Raw genomic sequence first — 17,678 nt, 5'->3', positions numbered from 1 at the left:
GCTGGAGAGGATGCGGTCGAAATTATTCTTCACGGGCCGTAGCCTCCGCGCTGATGGGGCTTGCGAATTCGGGCTTGAGCTGGCCGTGCTCGTCCAGCAGCCAGGCGTCCATGACCTGGCGCACCACCGGGGCGGCGACGCCGGAGCCGGACTCACCGTTCTCGACCATCACCGAAACGACGATCTTCGGGTTGTCGGCCGGCGCGAAGCCGACGAACAACGCGTGGTCGCGATGGCGCTCCTGAACCTTGGAGCGGTCGTACTTCTCGCCCTGCTTGATCGCCACCACCTGGGCGGTACCGCTCTTGCCGGCAATCCGGTACGGCGAGCCGATGGCTGCCTTGCGCGCGGTACCCCGGGCGCCGTGCATCACCTGTTGCATGCCGTTGTTGACCTTCTGCCAGTCCGACGGGTTGCGCAGGATGATGTCCGGCATCGGGTCTGGGTCGACCGGTTTCTCGCCTTCGATGGTCTTGGCCAGGTGCGGGCGATACCACTTGCCCTTGCTCGCCACCAGCGCGGTGGCCTGAGCCAGCTGCAGCGGCGTCGCCTGCATGTAGCCCTGGCCGATCCCGAGGATCAGGGTTTCGCCGGGGAACCAGGCCTGGCGGCGGGTCGCCCGTTTCCACTCCCGGGACGGCATCAGGCCTGGGGATTCTTCGAACATGTCCAGGGACACTTTCTGACCGATGCCGAACTTGTTCAGGTAGGACGACAACCGATCGATCCCCAGCTTGTGGGCCAGGTCATAGAAATAGGTATCGTTGGAACGCATGATCGCTGTTTCCAGGTCCACGTAGCCGTCGCCGGTGCGGTTCCAGTTGCGATACTTGTGGTCGTAGTTGGGCAGCATGTAATAGCCCGGATCATAGACACGGGTCGATGCGGTCACTACGCCGGAGTCCAGCCCGGCAATCGCCACGGCCGGCTTGATGGTCGAACCCGGCGGATAGAGCCCGCGCAGCACGCGGTTGAACAACGGCCGGTCGATGGAATCGCGCAGGTCGGCATAGGCCCTGAAGCTGATGCCAGTGACGAACAGGTTCGGGTCGAAGCTCGGCTGGCTGACCATCGCCAGGACCTCGCCGGTGTTCGGGTCCAGCGCGACCACGGCGCCACGCCGCCCGCCCAGCGCCGCCTCGGCGGCTTCCTGCAACTTGATGTCCAGGCTCAGGACGATGTCCTTGCCCGGAATCGGGTCGGTACGCTTGAGCACCCGCAGCACCCGGCCGCGGGCGTTGGTCTCGACTTCCTCGTAGCCCACCTGGCCGTGCAGCTCGGCCTCGTAGAAGCGCTCGATGCCAGTCTTGCCGATATGGTGGGTGCCGCTGTAGTTGACCGGGTCGAGGGTCTTGAGCTCTTTTTCGTTGATCCGGCCCATGTAGCCGACCGAGTGGGCGAAATGCGGCCCCTGGGGGTAATGCCGCACCAGTTGCGCCACCACCTCCACGCCGGGCAGGCGGAACTGGTTCACGGCGATCAGGGCGATCTGCTCTTCGGTCAGCTCGAACATGATCGGCACCGGCTCGAAGGGGCGCCGGCCCTGACGCATGCGTTTCTCGAAGATAACCCGGTCCTCGGGCGTCAATTGCAGCACTTCGACGATCACATCAAGGACTTTCTGCCAGTCGCCAGAGCGCTCGCGGGTCATGCTCAGACTGAAGCTGGGCCGGTTATCCGCCACCACCACGCCATTGCGGTCGAAGATCAACCCACGGGTCGGCGGAATCGGCTGCACATGCACCCGGTTACTTTCCGACAGGGTCGAGTGGTACTCGTACTGGATGACCTGGAGGAAATACAACCGCGCGATCAGCACGCCAATCAGCGTCACCACGGTAATGGCGCCGAACACGACGCGGCCCCGCACCAGGCGGGCGTCTTTTTCGTGGTCCTTGATGCGGATCGGCTGGGGCATGAGAGCAGGATTACTTGTGGTAAGGGTGCCCGGACAAGACTGTCCAGGCACGATACAACTGTTCACCGATCAGGATCCGCACCAACGGGTGCGGCAACGTCAACGGCGATAACGACCAGCGCTGGTCGGCCCGGGCACAGACTTCCGGCGCCAGCCCTTCCGGGCCACCGACCATGAAATTGACCGTGCGCGAGTCCAGCCGCCAGCGATCGAGTTCGACCGCCAGTTGCTCGGTGCTCCAGGGCTTGCCGTGGACTTCCAGGGTCACGATGCGCTCGTTCGGCCCGACCTTGGCCAGCATGGCTTCGCCTTCCTGGCGGATGAAGCGCGCCACGTCGGCATTCTTGCCACGGGTGTTGAGCGGAATTTCCACCAGTTCCAGGGCCAGCTCGGACGGAAGACGCTTGGCATATTCATGCCAGCCTTCTTCCACCCACTTGGGCATGCGAGAACCGACGGCGATCAGGCGCAGTCGCACAGCGGTCCCTTATTGCTGGTCTTTGTTGAGCTTGGTGAAGTGCTCATGGGTGTTTTCCGGGCTGTGGTGCGCGGCGCTGGCCGAACGGCTCTGCTCGGCACCGGCCCACAGGCGCTCCAGGTCGTAGAACTGGCGCGCCGACGCGGTCATCATGTGCACGATGACGTCGTCCATGTCCAACAGGACCCAGTCGCTGTCACCCTTGCCTTCTTCGCCCAGCGGCTTGACGCCCTGGGCCTTGACCGCTTCGCGGACCTTGTCCAGCATCGCGCCGATCTGGCGGTTGGAGGTACCGGTGGCGATGATCATGTAGTCGGTGATGCTCTGCTTCTCGCGAACGTCGATCACCTGGATATCCTGGGCCTTGACGTCTTCCAGGGCAGCCACGGCCACCTTGACCAGCTCTTCGCCGGCCAGCGCCACGCCGGTGTGTGCTTCTACCGGCAGCGGGGCGCTCTTGAAGGTGCCCTTGCGCTTTACTTTGTTCAGGTCTTTGTCAGTCATAAAAAACTCGTTTTGCTCATGTGTTCGGGCGCTCGGTACACGTTGATCCGTGTCGGCGGAGCGCGCCTTGTTCAGTTCGACGCACGGTACAGACCGTGCGCATCGATGTAGGCCAGGACCGCGTCGGGCACCAGGAAACGTACCGACTTACCGCTGGCCAGCAGTTGACGGATCTGGGTGGCGGATACCGCGAGCGGCGTCTGCCAGACGAATGCAATCTGTCCGCTCGGCCCATTCAGGGCCAGCGGGTCGCTCACCGAGCGCGCCGCCAGCAGGTTGCGCAAGGCATCCGGCGGTTCGCTGTCGGCATCCGGGCGTTGCAGCACCAGGATGTGGCAATGCTGGAGCAACTCTTCCCAGCGATGCCAAGTGGGCAGGCCGCAAAATGCGTCCCAGCCCAGAAGCAGGAAAACCTGGGCTTCGGCGGCCAGTTCGGCGCGCATCAGCTCCAGGGTATCAATGGTGTAGGACGGTTTGTCCCGCTGCAATTCGCGGGCGTCCACCACCAACGGCGCCACACCGGCCACCGCGCACTCGACCATCGCTAGGCGATCCCGGGCCGACACCTGCGGCGTGTCCCGATGAGGCGGTCGGGCGCTGGGCGTCAGGCGCAGCTCATCGAGGGCCAGGGCGTCGGCGACTTCCAGCGCACCGCGCAAATGGCCGATGTGCACCGGGTCGAACGTGCCGCCCAGGATACCGATGCGCTTTGGCGCGGTCGCCGCCACAGCCGGCGTAGTCATAGAGGCCAGTGGGTCGAGGTCGCCCAAGTCAGACCGGCTCCTGCCCGCGCAACTGGCCGTCGCCGACCACGATGTACTTCTCGCAGGTCAGGCCTTCCAGACCGACCGGGCCACGGGCGTGCAGCTTATCAGTAGAAATGCCGATCTCGGCGCCCAATCCGTATTCAAAGCCATCGGCAAAGCAGGTCGGGGCGTTGATCATCACCGACGCCGAGTCCACTTCGGTCACGAAACGCCGGGTTTCGCCCTGGTGTTCGCTGACGATGGCGTCGGTGTGCTGGGAGCCATGGCGGTTGATGTGCTCGATGGCCTCGTCCAACCCGTCCACCACGCGGATCGACAGGATCGGCGCCAGGTATTCAGTGTTCCAGTCTTCTTCGGTCGCCACCGCGGCCTCGATGATCGCCCGGGTGCGCTCGCAACCGCGTAGTTCGACGCCTTTTTCGCGGAACTGGGCCGCCATCGACGGCAGGAATTGCTCGGCAACCGCCTGGTCCACCAGCAAGGTTTCCATCGCACCGCAGATGCCGTAGCGGTAGGTCTTGGCGTTGAAGGCGATGCGCTGGGCTTTCGGCAATTCGGCGTGGGCGCTGACGTAGACGTGGCAGATGCCGTCCAGGTGCTTGATCACCGGCACGCGGGCGTCGCGACTGACGCGCTCGATCAGCCCCTTGCCGCCACGGGGCACGATGACATCGACGAACTCGGGCATGGTGATCAGCGCGCCGACCGCGGCGCGATCGGTGGTTTCCACCACTTGCACGACGGCGGCTGGCAGGTTGGCTTCGGCCAGGCCGCGCTGGATGCAGGCGGCAATGGCGCGGTTGGAATGGATCGCCTCGGAACCGCCACGCAGGATGGTCGCGTTGCCGGACTTCAGGCACAGGCTCGCGGCATCGATGGTCACGTTCGGCCGCGACTCGTAGATGATCCCGACCACGCCCAGGGGCACGCGCATCTTGCCGACCTGGATACCCGACGGCCGATAGCTCATGTCGCGGATCGCCCCGACCGGGTCCGGCAGTGCCGCGACCTGACGCAGACCGACGATCATGCTGTCGATGCGTGCCGGGGTCAGCGCCAGGCGTTCGAGCATGGCCGGCTCAAGCCCATTGGCCCGGCCAGCGGCCAGGTCCAGTTCGTTGGCGGCGGACAACTCGGCGCGAGCGGCGTCCAGCGCATTGGCGGCGGCCTGCAGGGCGCGGTTTTTCTGCGCGGTGCTGGCACGGCCGATGATGCGCGACGCTTCGCGAGCGGCGCGACCCAGGCGGGTCATGTAGTCAAGAACGGACTCAGTCATGGTCTGTGTGGTCTTGGCAAAGAGGAAAGCGGCAGATTATAGCTGTCGTAACCCTCGACTAACAGCGCGGTCTCACAGCAGTGACCGGCGGAGATTGAAAACAGGCATAAACGGCCCACATTCCGCTCACTGTTCAGCGGTAATTAAGCAATCCGTTGTTATCATCGCGCTATCTTTGGCCTTATCTCGTCCACTGCCATGACCGATTCGCCTCCAACACCCAACGCCTTGCCCCACGCTTTTTTTGACCGCGACGCCCAGGTACTCGCCCGGGATCTGCTGGGCAAGGTCATCCGCCACAAGGTCGGTGACCTGTGGCTCAGCGCGCGGATCATCGAGACCGAAGCGTATTACTTCGCCGAAAAAGGCAGCCACGCCTCACTGGGCTACACCGAAAAGCGCAGGGCTTTGTTTCTGGATGGCGGGCACATCTATATGTATTACGCCCGGGGCGGCGATTCGCTGAACTTCAGTGCCCAAGGCCCGGGCAATGCCGTGCTGATCAAATCGGCCTACCCGTGGGTCGATGCTGTTTCCGGGCCAGCGAGCCTGGCGCAGATGCTCCTCAACAACCCCGACGCTCAAGGCCGGCCGCGCACACCGCAAAAGCTCTGTGCGGGCCAGACCTTGCTGTGCAAGGCCCTGGGCCTGAAAGTGCCGGACTGGGACGCCAAGCGCTTCGACCCGGAACGGTTGCTGGTGGAAGACGTCGGCGTGCCGACGGTCAATGTGATCCAGACCACTCGCCTGGGCATCCCGCTGGGACGGGACGAACACCTGCCCTACCGCTTCGTCGATGCAGCCTACGCGCCATGGTGCACCCGCAACCCACTGCGGCGTGGACAGGTCGAGGGCCGGGATTATTTTTTGCTGTCCTGAACCCTACGCTGTCCATTGTGGGAGCGAGCTTGCTCGCGATAGCGTCGGACCTGTGAAACAAATGGCGACTGACACACCGCTATCGCGAGCAAGCTCGCTCCCACAGGGGGTTCGGTGCATGCCCATCAACATTCAAAGGAGTTGTCTTTATGGGCCCATGGCTCGATAGCATTACCGGCTGGCTGACCGTCAATCCGCAGTGGCTGGCGGTGGCGGTGTTCGTCGTCGCATGCGTTGAATGCCTGGCCATCGCCGGGTTGATCGTGCCGGGCACCGTGCTGTTGTTCGCGATCACAGTACTGGCCGGCAGTGGTGCGTTGTCCTTGGGTGAAACCTTGTTGCTGGGCCTTCTCGGCGGATTGTTGGGGGACCTGGTGTCGTACTTCCTGGGCCGGCATTTCCACCAGAACATCCGCCGCCTGCCGGGGCTGCGGCATCATCCGGAATGGATGAGCGCGGCGGAAAACTATTTCCAACGCTACGGCATCGCCAGCCTGCTGGTGGGGCGCTTTATCGGCCCGTTGCGACCGATGCTGCCGATGGTGGCCGGGATGTGTGACATGCCGTTCCCGCGCTTCGCCCTCGTCAGCCTGGTGGCCGCATCAGGCTGGACCGTCGCCTATCTGCTGCCGGGCTGGGCCACTGGCGCGGCATTCCGCCTGCCATTGCCCGAAGGCTTCTGGCCGCAGGCTGGCGTCGTCATCGGCAGCATCGCGTTGATGCTCGGCCTGAGCGTCAACAGCAGCCTGCGCCGCCATCGCCATGCCTCGGCAATCATCGCGGGAGTTGGCCTGGCGATCCTGATCAGTCTGTTTATCGGTTTTCGCTACCTGGAAGCCTTCGACCGAGGCTTGATGGCACTGGTGCAAGAACATCGCAGCGCGACGCTGGATGAAATCGCCGTGACGTTCACGCTGATCGGTGAATTTCGCAACATGCTGATCTTCAGCGCCCTGCTGACCGGGCTGCTGTTATTGGCGCGCCAGTGGCGGCAGGCGATCTTTGCCGGGGCGACCATGTTGCTCACCGCCCTGGCGAACACCGGCACCAAGCACTTTTTCGCCCGCGTGCGCCCGGAAATCCTCACCGATCCCTTGACCAGCTACAGCATGCCCAGCGGTCACGCCTCCGGCGCATTTGCCCTGTTCCTGAGCCTCGCCGTACTGGCCGGTCGCGGCCAACCGCCGCGCCTGCGCCTGACCTGGCTGCTGCTCGGCTCATTGCCGGCGTTGGCCATTGCCCTGTCGCGGGTGTACCTCGGCGCTCATTGGCCGAGCGACATCGTTGCCGGCGCCATGCTCGCCGCCAGCGTCTGCGCCGCCGTGCTGTGGCTGAGCCAACGCCAGGAGCCGCTGCGCGCCATGCCGCCGAAAATCTGGTGGCTGATTCTGCCGGCGCTGATGGCGGTGTTCAGCTTCTTCGCGCTGCGGCATTTGCCGCATGCAATGTTGCGGTATGCCTATTGACCCCAAGACACAGTGTTTCCCTGTGGGAGCGAGCTTGCTCGCGATGGCGGCTGTACATTCAACAATGATGCAAGCTGACCCGCCGCTATCGCGAGCAAGCTCGCTCCCACAAGGGATCGGTGCTTCTCCATGGATGTACGTCAGGCAAACAGCTCGCCCTGCAACTCATCGAGCAACGCCTGGATCGCATCCAGCCGCTGTTGCGGGTCGTCGAGTTGCAACAGGTCGAGCTTGTCCAGTTCGTTGAACGGCAGCAGATAGGCCAACTGATTGGCGAGAGACTGCTGCCCGGTCGCCTCGGTGCCCATGTTCAGCGCCTCGACCATCGGGTGCTCGGCCAAGGCCTTGAGCAGCGCCACCAGGTCGGCATCTTCATCCTGCAGCGGTTGTTCCGGCTCATCCTCCAACCATTCAATCTCAGCCACGGTGAGCTGATCAGCCTGGACGCTGCTGCTGTGCACGAGAAAACGCCGGCCGCCCTGCACACGAATGCCCAGCAGGCCGTTCTCCTGCTGGGAAAAATCGGTGATCAGCGCTTCACAGCCGACCCGCGCATAGCCGTCAGGCGCGATGCCGACTTCCTCGCCATCGAGGATGCACACCACCCCGAAGCCTTCGCCCTTTTTCATGCAGCGTCCGATCATGTCGAGGTAACGCGCCTCGAAAATCTGCAGATCGAGAATGCAACCGGGGAACAACACGGTGTTCAACGGAAACAGCGGCAAGCTCATAACTCATTCCTTAAACCGTCATCGACACCACCAGCGGCAGCAGCACCGCCGTGGCCACGCCCATCAGACTCATCGCCAGCGCCGCGAAGGCACCGGTTTCTTCACTTTCCTGCAATGCCACCGACGTGCCCACCGCGTGGGCCGTCAGGCCCAGGGCCATACCCCGGGCCTCGGGACTGTGGACACCCAACCGGGTCAGAATGCTCGGGCCGAGGATCGCCCCGAGCACACCGGTGATCAACACAAACACCGCCGCCATCGCCGCCACGCCACCGATCTGCTCGGCCACCAGCATGGCGATGGGCGAAGTCACGGACTTGGGTGCCATCGTCATGAGAATCATGTGCTCGGCGCCAAACGCCCAGCCCAGCACCACGGCGGAACCGGTGGCAAACACCCCGCCTATCACCAGCGTAGTAAAAATCGGCCAGAACAATTGACGGATTCGCCGCAGGTTCAAGTACAGCGGCACCGCCAGCGCCACGGTCGCCGGCCCCAGCAGGATGCTGAGGATTTCAGTGCTCTTGCGGTACTCGGCGTAGCTGATGCCACAGCCCACCAGCACGGCAATCAGCACCAGCATCGACATCAATACCGGCTGGAGAAACACCCAGCGGGTCTTTTCGAACGCCGCCAGCACCAATTGGTAGGCACCCAGGGTAATGCCGATGCCAAACAGCGGATGGTGGATGACGGAGGTCCAGGCGCCCTGCCAATCGAACATCATGGCGCGTCCTCCGGCTCGACAACGTGGCGCCGGGCCAGGCGCTGCATCAGCACGCCCGTCAGCATCACGGACAGGACCAACGACAGCACCAGCGCACCGACGATGGCCCAGAAGTCGGCGGCGATTGCCCGCGCATAGACCATCACCCCCACCGCCGGCGGCACCAGCAGCAATGGCAAGTAGCGCAACAAGCTGCTGGCGGCCAGGTTCAATGGCTCGCTCACTTCGCCGCGAGCGATCAGGTAGCCCAGCATCAGCAGCAGGCCCACGATCGGCCCCGGCAGGATCGGCAGGAACAAATGATTGATGGCGGTGCCCAGCAATTGGAACAGCACCAGCCAGGTCAGGCCCCTTAGCAACATCCGCTCTCTCCCCTCACAGCCTCAAAAAACCCGCCCAATACGGTTCACGCCAGCAAGCGGAATGATTCCGTGGCAAGGGAGCTTGCTCCCGCCGGGCTGCGCAGCAGCCCTGTTTCATGAGTGCTTCGCACTCAAGCGGGAGCAAGCTCCCTCGCCACGAAAAGCGCCTGGGTGAACAGCATTGCAATGAATGCGCCGGCATTATAAGCATGCCCGCCCTATGGTTCGGCATTCGTAAAAAGCATGGTCGGTGACCTTCCCGGCGCGCCATGTTGATCTACAGTGGTTCTCGGGGGCGCAGATCCCCGTTCCATAAAAGCAGGACAGATGAACCAAGGAGAGTCGCAATGCCCTACGTTCCCGTTACAGCGCTCAAGGATTATGTCGGCAAGGAACTCGGATGTTCCGATTGGCTGACCATCGATCAGGACCGCATCAACCTGTTCGCCGAAGCCACTGGCGACTTCCAATTCATCCACGTCGATCCGGTGAAGGCCGCGCAGACCCCGTTCGGCAGCACCATCGCCCATGGTTTCCTGTCGCTGTCGCTGATGCCCAAACTGATGGAAGACATCCTGATTTTGCCCGAGGGCGTGAAGATGGTCGTCAACTATGGGCTGGACAGCGTGCGCTTCATCCAGCCGGTAAAAGTCGATTCCAAGGTCCGGCTCAAGGTCGAACTGGTGGACGCCACCGAGAAAAAACCCGGCCAGTGGCTGCTCAAGGCGACCGCTACCCTGGAAATCGAAGGGTCGGAAAAACCGGCCTACATCGCCGAGCCACTGTCACTCTGCTTCGTGTAGACCCTTGCGGTCGCGAAACCGCTCATGCAGTTTCGCATCGCTTCAACGCGCATAGCTGCGGCATACTCGTCGCCTGATTACTTGGATCCCGTTATGCGCGCACTTGTCCCCCTGACCCTGGCTCTCCTGCTCACCGCTTGCGGCGACGGCGAATCGCCGTTGCCTCCCGATGCCCGCCTGCCCGACGGTGGGCGCTATCGCGGCGATCTGGTGGACGGCCTCCTGCAAGGCCAGGGGCGCATCGATTACCCCAACGGCAGTTGGTACGCCGGGCAATTCGACAAGGGTCAGTGGCACGGCGCCGGCGAATGGCACGGCAGCAACGGCGAGGTTTATCGCGGCCAATTCGAGCATGGGCTGTTCCACGGCCAGGGCAGCCTGACCACGCCGACCAGCAGCTACACCGGTGGCTTCAAGCAGGGCCGGCGGGACGGCGAAGGGACGCTCAAGGAAAACGGCATGACCTACCGGGGCGAGTTCAAGGCCGACCGCTATGCCGGCCTCGGCCGCCTCGAACTCGACGACGGCAGCCAGTACCAAGGCCCGTTCGTCAACGGCAAGCCCAACGGCGAAGGCCAGCGCTTCGACGCCAGCGGCAACCAGTTCACCGGGCATTTCGTCGACGGCCAGCTCCAGGGCAAGGGCACCTTCAATAGCGCCGATGGCGATGTCTACATTGGCGGTTTCAGGAACAACCAACTCAACGGACGCGGCCGCTACGAAAACGCCGACGGCGATGTCTGGATCGGCCAGTTCAAGGATGGCGCACTGACCGGCAAGGGCGAATTGATCGGCGCCGACGGCAGCCATTACCTTGGGCATTTCAACGATTGGCGCTTCACCGGCGAGGGTCGCCTGAACCTGCCCGATGGCAGCTTCTACACCGGCCAGTTCGAAAGCGACAGCTACCACGGGCGCGGCACCCTGGTGCTGACTGACGGCACCGTGCAAAGCGGCACCTGGGCGAACGGCCAGCGGATACGCGACGCCGATGGCAGACTGCTGCCGGATGTGCTCGAACTCGGCATCCTGGCCCAAGGCCGGCTGCTGGACGACGCCCTCGCCAACATCCCGGCCTCGACGCCAGCGGTGGAGCTGTACAGCCTGACCCTGGGCGGCGACGGCAAGCAAAGCGTGTTCCTGCGCGAGTCCGACTACGTCGCCAACATGCTTGCCAGCCGCTTCGGCGCCTTCGGCCAGATCCGCCTGGTGAACCACCGCGACCACCTCGGCGACCGCCCCATGGCCACCCGCGAGAGCCTGCGCCGCGCCGTCGCCACCCTGGCCGAACGCAGTGGCCCGGAAGACTTGGTCTTCATCTACCTGACCAGCCACGGCACCAGCGAGCACGAGCTGGTCCTCGACCAACCGCGCATGGAACTGGCCGACCTGCCCGCCGACGAACTCGCCGCGGTGCTGGCGCCGCTGAAGAACCGTGACAAGATCGTGGTGATTTCCGCCTGCTATTCCGGTGGTTTCATTCCGGCGCTCAAGGATGAACGGACCCTGGTCATGACCGCTTCGCGGGCCGACCGGGTGTCCTTCGGCTGCTCGGAGGAGGCGAACTTCACTTACTTTGGCGATGCCCTGTTCGCCCAGGCGCTGAACCAGACCGATGATTTGGAACAAGCCTTCAAGCGTGCCAAGGGCATCGTCGCCGAGCGGGAACAGGCGGACAATTTCGAAGCCTCGGAGCCGCAGATCTGGGCGCCCCGCACCGTGCTGTCCCACTGGCAACTGCTACGCAAACAGCAGGCGCGCAAAGCGTTGCAAAGTGCTGCACTGAACGACGAGGACAAAAAGAGCAACTAAGCTGAACCGTATCAAGGGGGAAACACTATGTACTTGACGCCTCAGCATGTTTTGCTCGCCGGCGCGACCGGGTTGACCGGGGAACACCTGTTGGATCGGCTGCTCAACGAGCCGACCATCACCCGAGTCCTGGCCCCTTCCCGCCGCCCATTGGCCGAGCATCCGCACTTGGAAAATCCGGTTGGGGAACCGGCCGAGTTGCTGCCACGGCTCACAGGCCAGGTCGACATCGCCTTCTGCTGCCTCGGCACCACCATCAAGAAAGCCGGCTCCGAGCAGGCCTTTCGCGCGGTGGACCTGGACCTGGTGGTGGCCTTCGCCAAACGCGCCCGGGAGTTGGGCGCACGGCATCTGATCGTGATCAGCGCGCTGGGGGCCGATGCAAAGTCCTCGATTTTCTACAACCGGGTCAAAGGTGAAATGGAAGCGGCCCTCAAGGCCCAGGACTGGCCGCAACTGACCATTTGCCGGCCCTCGCTGTTGCTGGGCGACCGAGTGGAACCGCGCTTGGCCGAGCAACTGGCCGGGCCGTTGTCCAAGTTGATCCCAGGCAAATACCACGGCATCGAAGCCTGCCAACTGGCCCGGGCCATGTGGCGGCTTGCGCTGGAAGAACAGGATGGGGTGCGGGTGGTGGAGTCGGATGAGTTGCGCAAGCTCGGCAAATAGTCATGTGGTGCCGAGTCGGACGCCTTCGCGAGCAAGCTCGCTCCCACAGTGGACCGAGGTGGAACGCAATTCCTGTGGGAGCGAGCTTGCTCGCGATGGGAAGCAACGCCGATCCAAAGCCAGGCACTCATCGTGGCGAGGGAGCTTGCTCCCGCTCGGCTGCGCAGCAGTCGCCTTGGATTTCAGGGGGAAAAACTTGGGGCTGCTCCGCCCGAAGCGTCGGACCGACCCAGCGGGAGCAAGCTCCCTCGCCACAGATTGTGAGCAGTTCAAGGCACTGTAGCGTTTGTTACAACCCACCCGTAGCCTGAAACCCCACACCTATCGCGGTAAACAACGACAACGGCAACAACAAAGTATCCAGCAGCGCACTCCCCGGCAGATCGAGCCCTGGATAGCTCGGCGCTTCAGCCCCAAAACGGTCCTTGGCGCAGCAGCCACCGTTCAGTGCATACAAGTCCAGGCGCGTCCCCGCATACACCACCGGCGCCCCCGGCTTCGCAGCGTCGAGGGTGCGGGCGGTGGCGCAGCCGGTCAGTTGCAAGGCCAGCAACACCGCCAGCAGCTTATTCATCACTGCTCAAATGATGCTCGCCCCAGCGCGGCAACATGTCCTGGGGAATATTCAGAAGGTTGAGAATCCGCGCGACCACGAAATCGATCAGGTCATCAATGGTCTGCGGCTGGTGATAGAAACCCGGCGACGCCGGCAGGATGGTCACGCCCATGTTCGACAGCTTGAGCATGTGCTCCAGATGAATGCTCGAATACGGCGCTTCCCGCGGCACCAGGATCAACTGGCGACGCTCCTTGAGCGTGACGTCCGCCGCGCGCTCGATCAGGTTGTTGCAGGCCCCGGTGGCAATCGCCGACAGCGTCCCGGTGGAACACGGCACCACCACCATCGCCGCCGGCGCGCCGGAGCCCGAGGCCACCGGCGACATCCAGTCTTCCTTGCCGTACACGCGAATCTGCCCCGCCGCCGCACCGGTGTATTCGGTGAGGAAGGCCTGCATCATCTGGGTCTTGGCCGGCAAGGTCACGTCGGTCTCGGTGGCCATCACTAATTGTGCAGCCTTGGAGATGAGGAAATGCACCTCGCGGTCCTCGCGCACCAGGCAATCGAGCAGGCGCAAGCCGTACTGGGCGCCGGACGCACCGGTCATTGCCAGCGTGATGCGCTCCGGGCCGCCGTCCTGCAAACGCGTGTTCATTTCAGCGCCTCGGCGAGTTTGCCGTGCAGCCCGCCGAAGCCGCCGTTGCTCATGATCACCACGTGAGTGCCGGGCTGGGCCTGGCTCTTCACGCGTTCAATGATGCCTTCCAGGGAATCGCTGACGATCGACGGCACCGTGCACAGCGCGGCGGTGGCAGCGAGGTCCCAGCCCAGGTTGGCCGGTGCGTACCAGATCACCTGGTCGGCATCGACCACGCTTTCCGGCAAACCGTCGCGATGGGCGCCGAGCTTCATCGAGTTGGAGCGCGGCTCGATGATCGCGATCAGTGGCGCATCACCGATGCGCTTGCGCAAACCGTCGAGCGTGGTGGCGATAGCGGTCGGGTGGTGGGCGAAGTCGTCATAAATGGTGATGCCGCGTACCTCGGCGACTTTCTCCATCCGCCGCTTCACGCTTTTGAAGGCACTCAACGCGGCAATGCCCATGGATGGCACCACGCCAACATGACGGGCCGCCGCCAGGGTCGCCAAGGCGTTAGCGACGTTGTGCTGGCCGGTCATGTCCCATTCGACTATGCCTTGGGACTGGCCCTCAAACATCACTTCGAACTCGGAACCGTCATCCTTGAGCAACTTCACCTGCCATTGACCGCCCGCGCCCGTGGTTTGCACCGGGGTCCAGCAGCCCATCTCGATCACGCGCTGCAATGCCGGCTCGGTGGTCGGATGGATCACTAAACCTTCGCTAGGGATGGTGCGTACCAGATGATGAAATTGACGCTCGATGGCTGGCAGATCGGGGAAGATGTCGGCGTGATCGAACTCGAGATTGTTGAGGATCGCCGTGCGTGGACGGTAGTGCACGAACTTCGAGCGCTTGTCGAAAAACGCGCTGTCGTATTCGTCGGCCTCGATCACGAAGAACGGCGTGCCGCCCAGGCGCGCCGACACGGAGAAGTTCTGCGGCACGCCACCGATCAGGAAGCCCGGGCTCATGCCGGCGTGCTCCAAAACCCAGGCGAGCATGCTGCTGGTGGTGGTCTTGCCATGGGTGCCGGCCACGGCCAGGACCCAACGACCCTGCAACACGTGGTCGGCCAGCCACTGCGGCCCGGACACGTATGGCAGGCCTTTATTGAGCACGTACTCCACCGCCGGATTGCCACGGGACATGGCGTTGCCGATGACCACCAGGTCCGGCGCCGGGTCCAATTGCGCCGGGTCATAGCCTTGGGTCAGCTCGATGCCCTGGGCTTCCAGTTGAGTGCTCATCGGCGGATAGACGTTGGCGTCGGAGCCCGTCACGTGATGGCCCAGCTCCTTGGCCAGGACCGCCATCGAACCCATGAAAGTGCCGCAAATACCGAGAATATGGATGTGCATAGTCGACCTCGTAAAACATGGCCGCAGGTTAGCCTAGGGAGGGGAAAATCGCACCTTGTGTTTAGATTTCGCACTGCCCGAACACCGCAAATCCCCTGTGGGAGCGAGCTTGCTCGCGAAAGCGGTGGGTCAGCTTGCGTCGAAGTTGGATGTGCCGACGTCATCGCGAGCAAGCTCGCTCCCACAGTTGATCGCACAACCCCGGCTTGCTACTGGCTGCTTTTGTGGCGAGGGAGCTTGCTCCCGCTCGACTGCGCAGCAGTCGCCTTCGGTTTCAGGGTGGAAAGAAAACGTGGGGCTGCTGCGCAGCCCAGCGGGAGCAAGCTCCCTCGCCACAACAGCAGTCAGCAGTCAGCAGTCAGCAGTCAGCAGTCAGCAGTCAGCAGATTAATTATCAGTGATTCAGCGGGCAATCGCGTGCTTGCGCAGCTTGCGGTAGAGGGTGTTGCGGCTGATACCCAGTTGCTCAGCGGTGTGAGTCATATGCCAGCGCTGGCGCTCCAGGGCGTCGAGCAACGCCAGGCGCTCAGCGTCTTCCAATGGGTGTTCAGTCGGAGGTTCAATCGCCGAAACCGAGCGCTGGCGGATCATGGCCGGCAAGTCTTCCAACCCGATCCGCCCGCCGTCGCACAACGCTGCAAGGGTTCGCAGCACATTACGCAATTGCCGAACGTTGCCCGGCCAGTCGAACCCCAACAATGCCTGGCGCGCCGGTTCGTCGATAAACACCGTCTCGACCCCACTCTCTTCGGCCAACAAGAAGTCCAACAACTGCGACTTGTCACTGCGCTCACGCAACGCCGGCAGCGGGATCTCCAGGCCGTTGAGCCGGTAGTACAAATCCTCACGAAAACTGCCGTCCCGCACCCGGTCGAGCAACTGCCGGTGGGTGGCGCTGATGATTCGCACGTTCACCGCTTCGGGCTCGCCGCCGATGGGCACCACTTGGCGATCCTCCAGCACCCGCAGCAAGCGGGTCTGCAACGCCAGGGGCATGTCGCCGATTTCATCGAGGAACAACGTGCCGCCGTCGGCCTGTTGCAGCTTGCCACGCATGCCTTCCTTGCGTGCCCCGGTAAAACTGCCGCCGCGATAACCGAACAGCTCGCTTTCGATCAGACTTTCCGGAATGGCCGCGCAGTTGAGGGCGACGAAATTTTTCCCGGCACGCTGGCTGGCGTGGTGCACTGCCTTGGCAAACGCCTCCTTGCCGGAGCCGGTTTCACCATGGATCAGCAGCGGCACATCGCGCTCGTAGACCCGCAGTGCCTTGCGAAAATGCTCCTGCAACGCCGCATCCCCCAGGCAGATACCCGGCAGGCGCGCGGGTTCGATAACCTTGAATGCCGGCGCAATCGGCACCGGCACACTGCGCGGCTGCCCGCGCAACACGGCGAACAAATGCCGGCCGTCACGGGTGCGCAACGGCCAACTGGCGCTGGCCTGGGCGCTGGCCCGGCCCATCAATTCGTCCAGGGAACAATCGAAAAAGTCCTCGACCCGCTGACCGAGCAAGCCGCCACGAACATGCCCGAGCAGGTTCAGCGCGCTCTGGTTCACCGCGCAGATCCGCCCCTCGCCGTCGAACGCCATCAACCCTTCGCTGAACAACCCCACCGACTCGGCCTGCAAGTGGAAGCGCAGCAACCATTGATTGTCGAAGCAACGCAGGAAATAACAGCTCTCGATCATCTTCGCCGAGAGATTGACCAGGGCCATGGTGTGGAACTGGCTCTGGCGCGACACGTCCGGCCGGGCCGAAGATACGTCGAGCACCGCCAGCAGTTCGCCTTGGGGATCGAACACCGGGCTGGCCGAGCAGGTCAGGCCGGTGTGGCGGCCGCGAAAATGTTCTTCCTGGTGGATGGTCAGGGCTTGGCGCTCCACCAGGCAGGTGCCGATGCCGTTGGTGCCCTCGCAGGCTTCGCTCCAGTCGGCGCCGAGCCAGAGGCCGGCCCGTTCGAAAATCTTCCGTTCGCTGGGGGCAGTGACGCAATTGAGGATCACGCCCCGGGCGTCGGTCAGCAGCACCGCGTGGCCGGCGCCGGAGAGTTGTTGATGCAGGCTGGTCATTTCCGTGCCGGCGATGTGCAGCACTTGCTGCAAACGTTCGCGGCTCTCCAGCACTCGACCGTGCTCAAGCACCGTCGGCGCCAGGTTCTGGGCCGGATCGAGGTGATAATCCTCGAGGCAGCGCAGCCAGGAACGGGCAATCGACGGATCGCTGCCAGGGCCGTGCAAATGGGCCTTGCCCTGGGTGACCGTCAGGACTTGCTGGGCATGGCGACTCAAGTGGTTGCTGTGCATTTCTTATTGTTCTCCCCGAAGGACCGTTTGGACCTGCAGACACACTGCTCCGTGGCGAGGGAGCTTGCTCCCGCTGGGTTGCGCAGCAGCCCCAAAACCTGAGCACGCGGTGCATCAGGCTGACCGAGTTGGCTTTGAGGGGACCGCTTCGTGGTCCAGCGGGAGCAAGCTCCCTCGCCACAATAGCGGTCCGTCCATGGCCTCGCCGTCGGAGCCAGCATCCTCCAGCCCACCGACCTTTGCAATGCTGGCGCGACCTGCCGGTCACAGACTGTCTCACCCATGGCACAAACTGTCACACCCTGCGTATCGCAACCGTGACAACCCCCCTCCGTTTGTCCGGTCAACTCCTCCTAAAGTCTTGATTTCCGGGCCCTGCAAGGCAATGGCCCAACCTTTGCTCTAGGCTTAAGTACCAG

General features: G+C 63.4%; 17 protein-coding genes. 5 read left to right on the top strand and 12 right to left on the bottom strand.

Translation table 11 applies throughout. The features are described 5' to 3' along the window. Positions 1–22: 22 nt before the first annotated feature. The 5 genes from mrdA to FHK92_RS19065 all read right to left on the bottom strand — a co-directional run bounded on the left by mrdA (position 23) and on the right by FHK92_RS19065 (position 4,943). The gene (mrdA, locus tag FHK92_RS19085; RefSeq protein ID WP_181289415.1) at positions 23–1,918 is read right to left on the bottom strand and encodes a penicillin-binding protein 2; all 1,896 of its coding nucleotides are present in this window, start codon (positions 1,916–1,918) and stop codon (positions 23–25) included. Positions 1,919–1,928: 10 nt separating this feature from the next. Further along, a complete protein-coding gene (gene rlmH, locus FHK92_RS19080) occupies positions 1,929–2,396 on the bottom strand; it encodes a 23S rRNA (pseudouridine(1915)-N(3))-methyltransferase RlmH (RefSeq protein WP_003185785.1) in 468 nt (155 codons plus the stop codon). 9 nt (positions 2,397–2,405) lie between these two features. Continuing rightward, complete coding sequence (rsfS, locus tag FHK92_RS19075; RefSeq protein ID WP_030140379.1) at positions 2,406–2,900, bottom strand: ribosome silencing factor; 495 nt, start codon at positions 2,898–2,900, stop codon at positions 2,406–2,408. Positions 2,901–2,971: 71 nt separating this feature from the next. Continuing rightward, positions 2,972–3,643: a nicotinate-nucleotide adenylyltransferase gene (nadD, locus tag FHK92_RS19070; RefSeq protein WP_181289478.1), complete on the bottom strand. Its 672-nt coding sequence runs from the start codon at positions 3,641–3,643 to the stop codon at positions 2,972–2,974. Between the two features lie 28 nt (positions 3,644–3,671). Beyond that, positions 3,672–4,943, bottom strand: a complete 1,272-nt coding sequence (locus tag FHK92_RS19065) for a glutamate-5-semialdehyde dehydrogenase (RefSeq protein ID WP_181289414.1) — start codon at positions 4,941–4,943, stop codon at positions 3,672–3,674. Positions 4,944–5,141: 198 nt separating this feature from the next. On the opposite strand from FHK92_RS19065, the gene FHK92_RS19060 reads away from it, so the two are divergent. Continuing rightward, positions 5,142–5,822, top strand: a complete 681-nt coding sequence (locus FHK92_RS19060) for a DNA-3-methyladenine glycosylase (RefSeq protein ID WP_181289413.1) — start codon at positions 5,142–5,144, stop codon at positions 5,820–5,822. Between the two features lie 149 nt (positions 5,823–5,971). Continuing rightward, on the top strand, positions 5,972–7,288 hold the full coding sequence (locus tag FHK92_RS19055; protein WP_181289412.1) for a bifunctional DedA family/phosphatase PAP2 family protein: 1,317 nt from the start codon (positions 5,972–5,974) through the stop codon (positions 7,286–7,288). Positions 7,289–7,428: 140 nt separating this feature from the next. Here the strand turns inward: FHK92_RS19055 and FHK92_RS19050 are convergent, their stop codons facing one another. From FHK92_RS19050 to FHK92_RS19040, 3 genes are read right to left on the bottom strand one after another with little or no spacing between them, the layout of a single operon-like run. Next, positions 7,429–8,019 carry an LON peptidase substrate-binding domain-containing protein gene (locus FHK92_RS19050; protein WP_181289411.1) on the bottom strand — a complete coding sequence of 197 codons (591 nt, stop codon included), beginning with the start codon at positions 8,017–8,019 and terminating at the stop codon, positions 7,429–7,431. 10 nt (positions 8,020–8,029) lie between these two features. Continuing rightward, positions 8,030–8,746 carry an LrgB family protein gene (locus FHK92_RS19045; RefSeq protein ID WP_030140385.1) on the bottom strand — a complete coding sequence of 239 codons (717 nt, stop codon included), beginning with the start codon at positions 8,744–8,746 and terminating at the stop codon, positions 8,030–8,032. Further along, complete coding sequence (locus FHK92_RS19040; RefSeq protein ID WP_181289410.1) at positions 8,743–9,108, bottom strand: CidA/LrgA family protein; 366 nt, start codon at positions 9,106–9,108, stop codon at positions 8,743–8,745. Before FHK92_RS19040 ends, FHK92_RS19045 begins: the two co-directional genes overlap by 4 nt. Positions 9,109–9,455: 347 nt before the next feature. On the opposite strand from FHK92_RS19040, the gene FHK92_RS19035 reads away from it, so the two are divergent. From FHK92_RS19035 to FHK92_RS19025, 3 genes are all read left to right on the top strand, one after another. After that, positions 9,456–9,911 carry a MaoC family dehydratase gene (locus tag FHK92_RS19035; RefSeq protein ID WP_181289409.1) on the top strand — a complete coding sequence of 152 codons (456 nt, stop codon included), beginning with the start codon at positions 9,456–9,458 and terminating at the stop codon, positions 9,909–9,911. A 93-nt stretch (positions 9,912–10,004) separates the two neighbouring features. Continuing rightward, entirely contained in the window at positions 10,005–11,723 is a 1,719-nt protein-coding gene (locus tag FHK92_RS19030; RefSeq protein ID WP_181289408.1) for a C13 family peptidase, read from the top strand. 27 nt (positions 11,724–11,750) lie between these two features. Further along, positions 11,751–12,392 (top strand): oxidoreductase, encoded by a 642-nt coding sequence (locus FHK92_RS19025; protein WP_181289407.1) that lies wholly within the window; start codon positions 11,751–11,753, stop codon positions 12,390–12,392. A 289-nt stretch (positions 12,393–12,681) separates the two neighbouring features. Here FHK92_RS19025 and FHK92_RS19020 read toward each other — a convergent pair whose 3' ends face one another. From FHK92_RS19020 to FHK92_RS19005, 4 genes are all read right to left on the bottom strand, one after another. Continuing rightward, entirely contained in the window at positions 12,682–12,966 is a 285-nt protein-coding gene (locus tag FHK92_RS19020; RefSeq protein ID WP_181289406.1) for a YceK/YidQ family lipoprotein, read from the bottom strand. Beyond that, complete coding sequence (gene ubiX / locus FHK92_RS19015) at positions 12,959–13,606, bottom strand: flavin prenyltransferase UbiX (protein WP_181289405.1); 648 nt, start codon at positions 13,604–13,606, stop codon at positions 12,959–12,961. The genes FHK92_RS19020 and ubiX overlap by 8 nt, the downstream gene beginning before the upstream one ends. Beyond that, complete coding sequence (gene mpl / locus FHK92_RS19010; protein WP_181289404.1) at positions 13,603–14,952, bottom strand: UDP-N-acetylmuramate:L-alanyl-gamma-D-glutamyl-meso-diaminopimelate ligase; 1,350 nt, start codon at positions 14,950–14,952, stop codon at positions 13,603–13,605. Before mpl ends, ubiX begins: the two co-directional genes overlap by 4 nt. 402 nt (positions 14,953–15,354) lie before the next feature. Further along, on the bottom strand, positions 15,355–17,259 hold the full coding sequence (locus FHK92_RS19005) for a sigma-54-dependent Fis family transcriptional regulator (RefSeq protein WP_181289403.1): 1,905 nt from the start codon (positions 17,257–17,259) through the stop codon (positions 15,355–15,357). Between the last annotated feature and the right edge of the window lie 419 nt (positions 17,260–17,678).

It is taken from the genome of Pseudomonas brassicacearum subsp. neoaurantiaca, from assembly GCF_013608025.1.
In the GTDB taxonomy this organism is placed as follows: domain Bacteria; phylum Pseudomonadota; class Gammaproteobacteria; order Pseudomonadales; family Pseudomonadaceae; genus Aquipseudomonas.
This window is presented reverse-complemented; position numbering and strand designations above follow the sequence as displayed.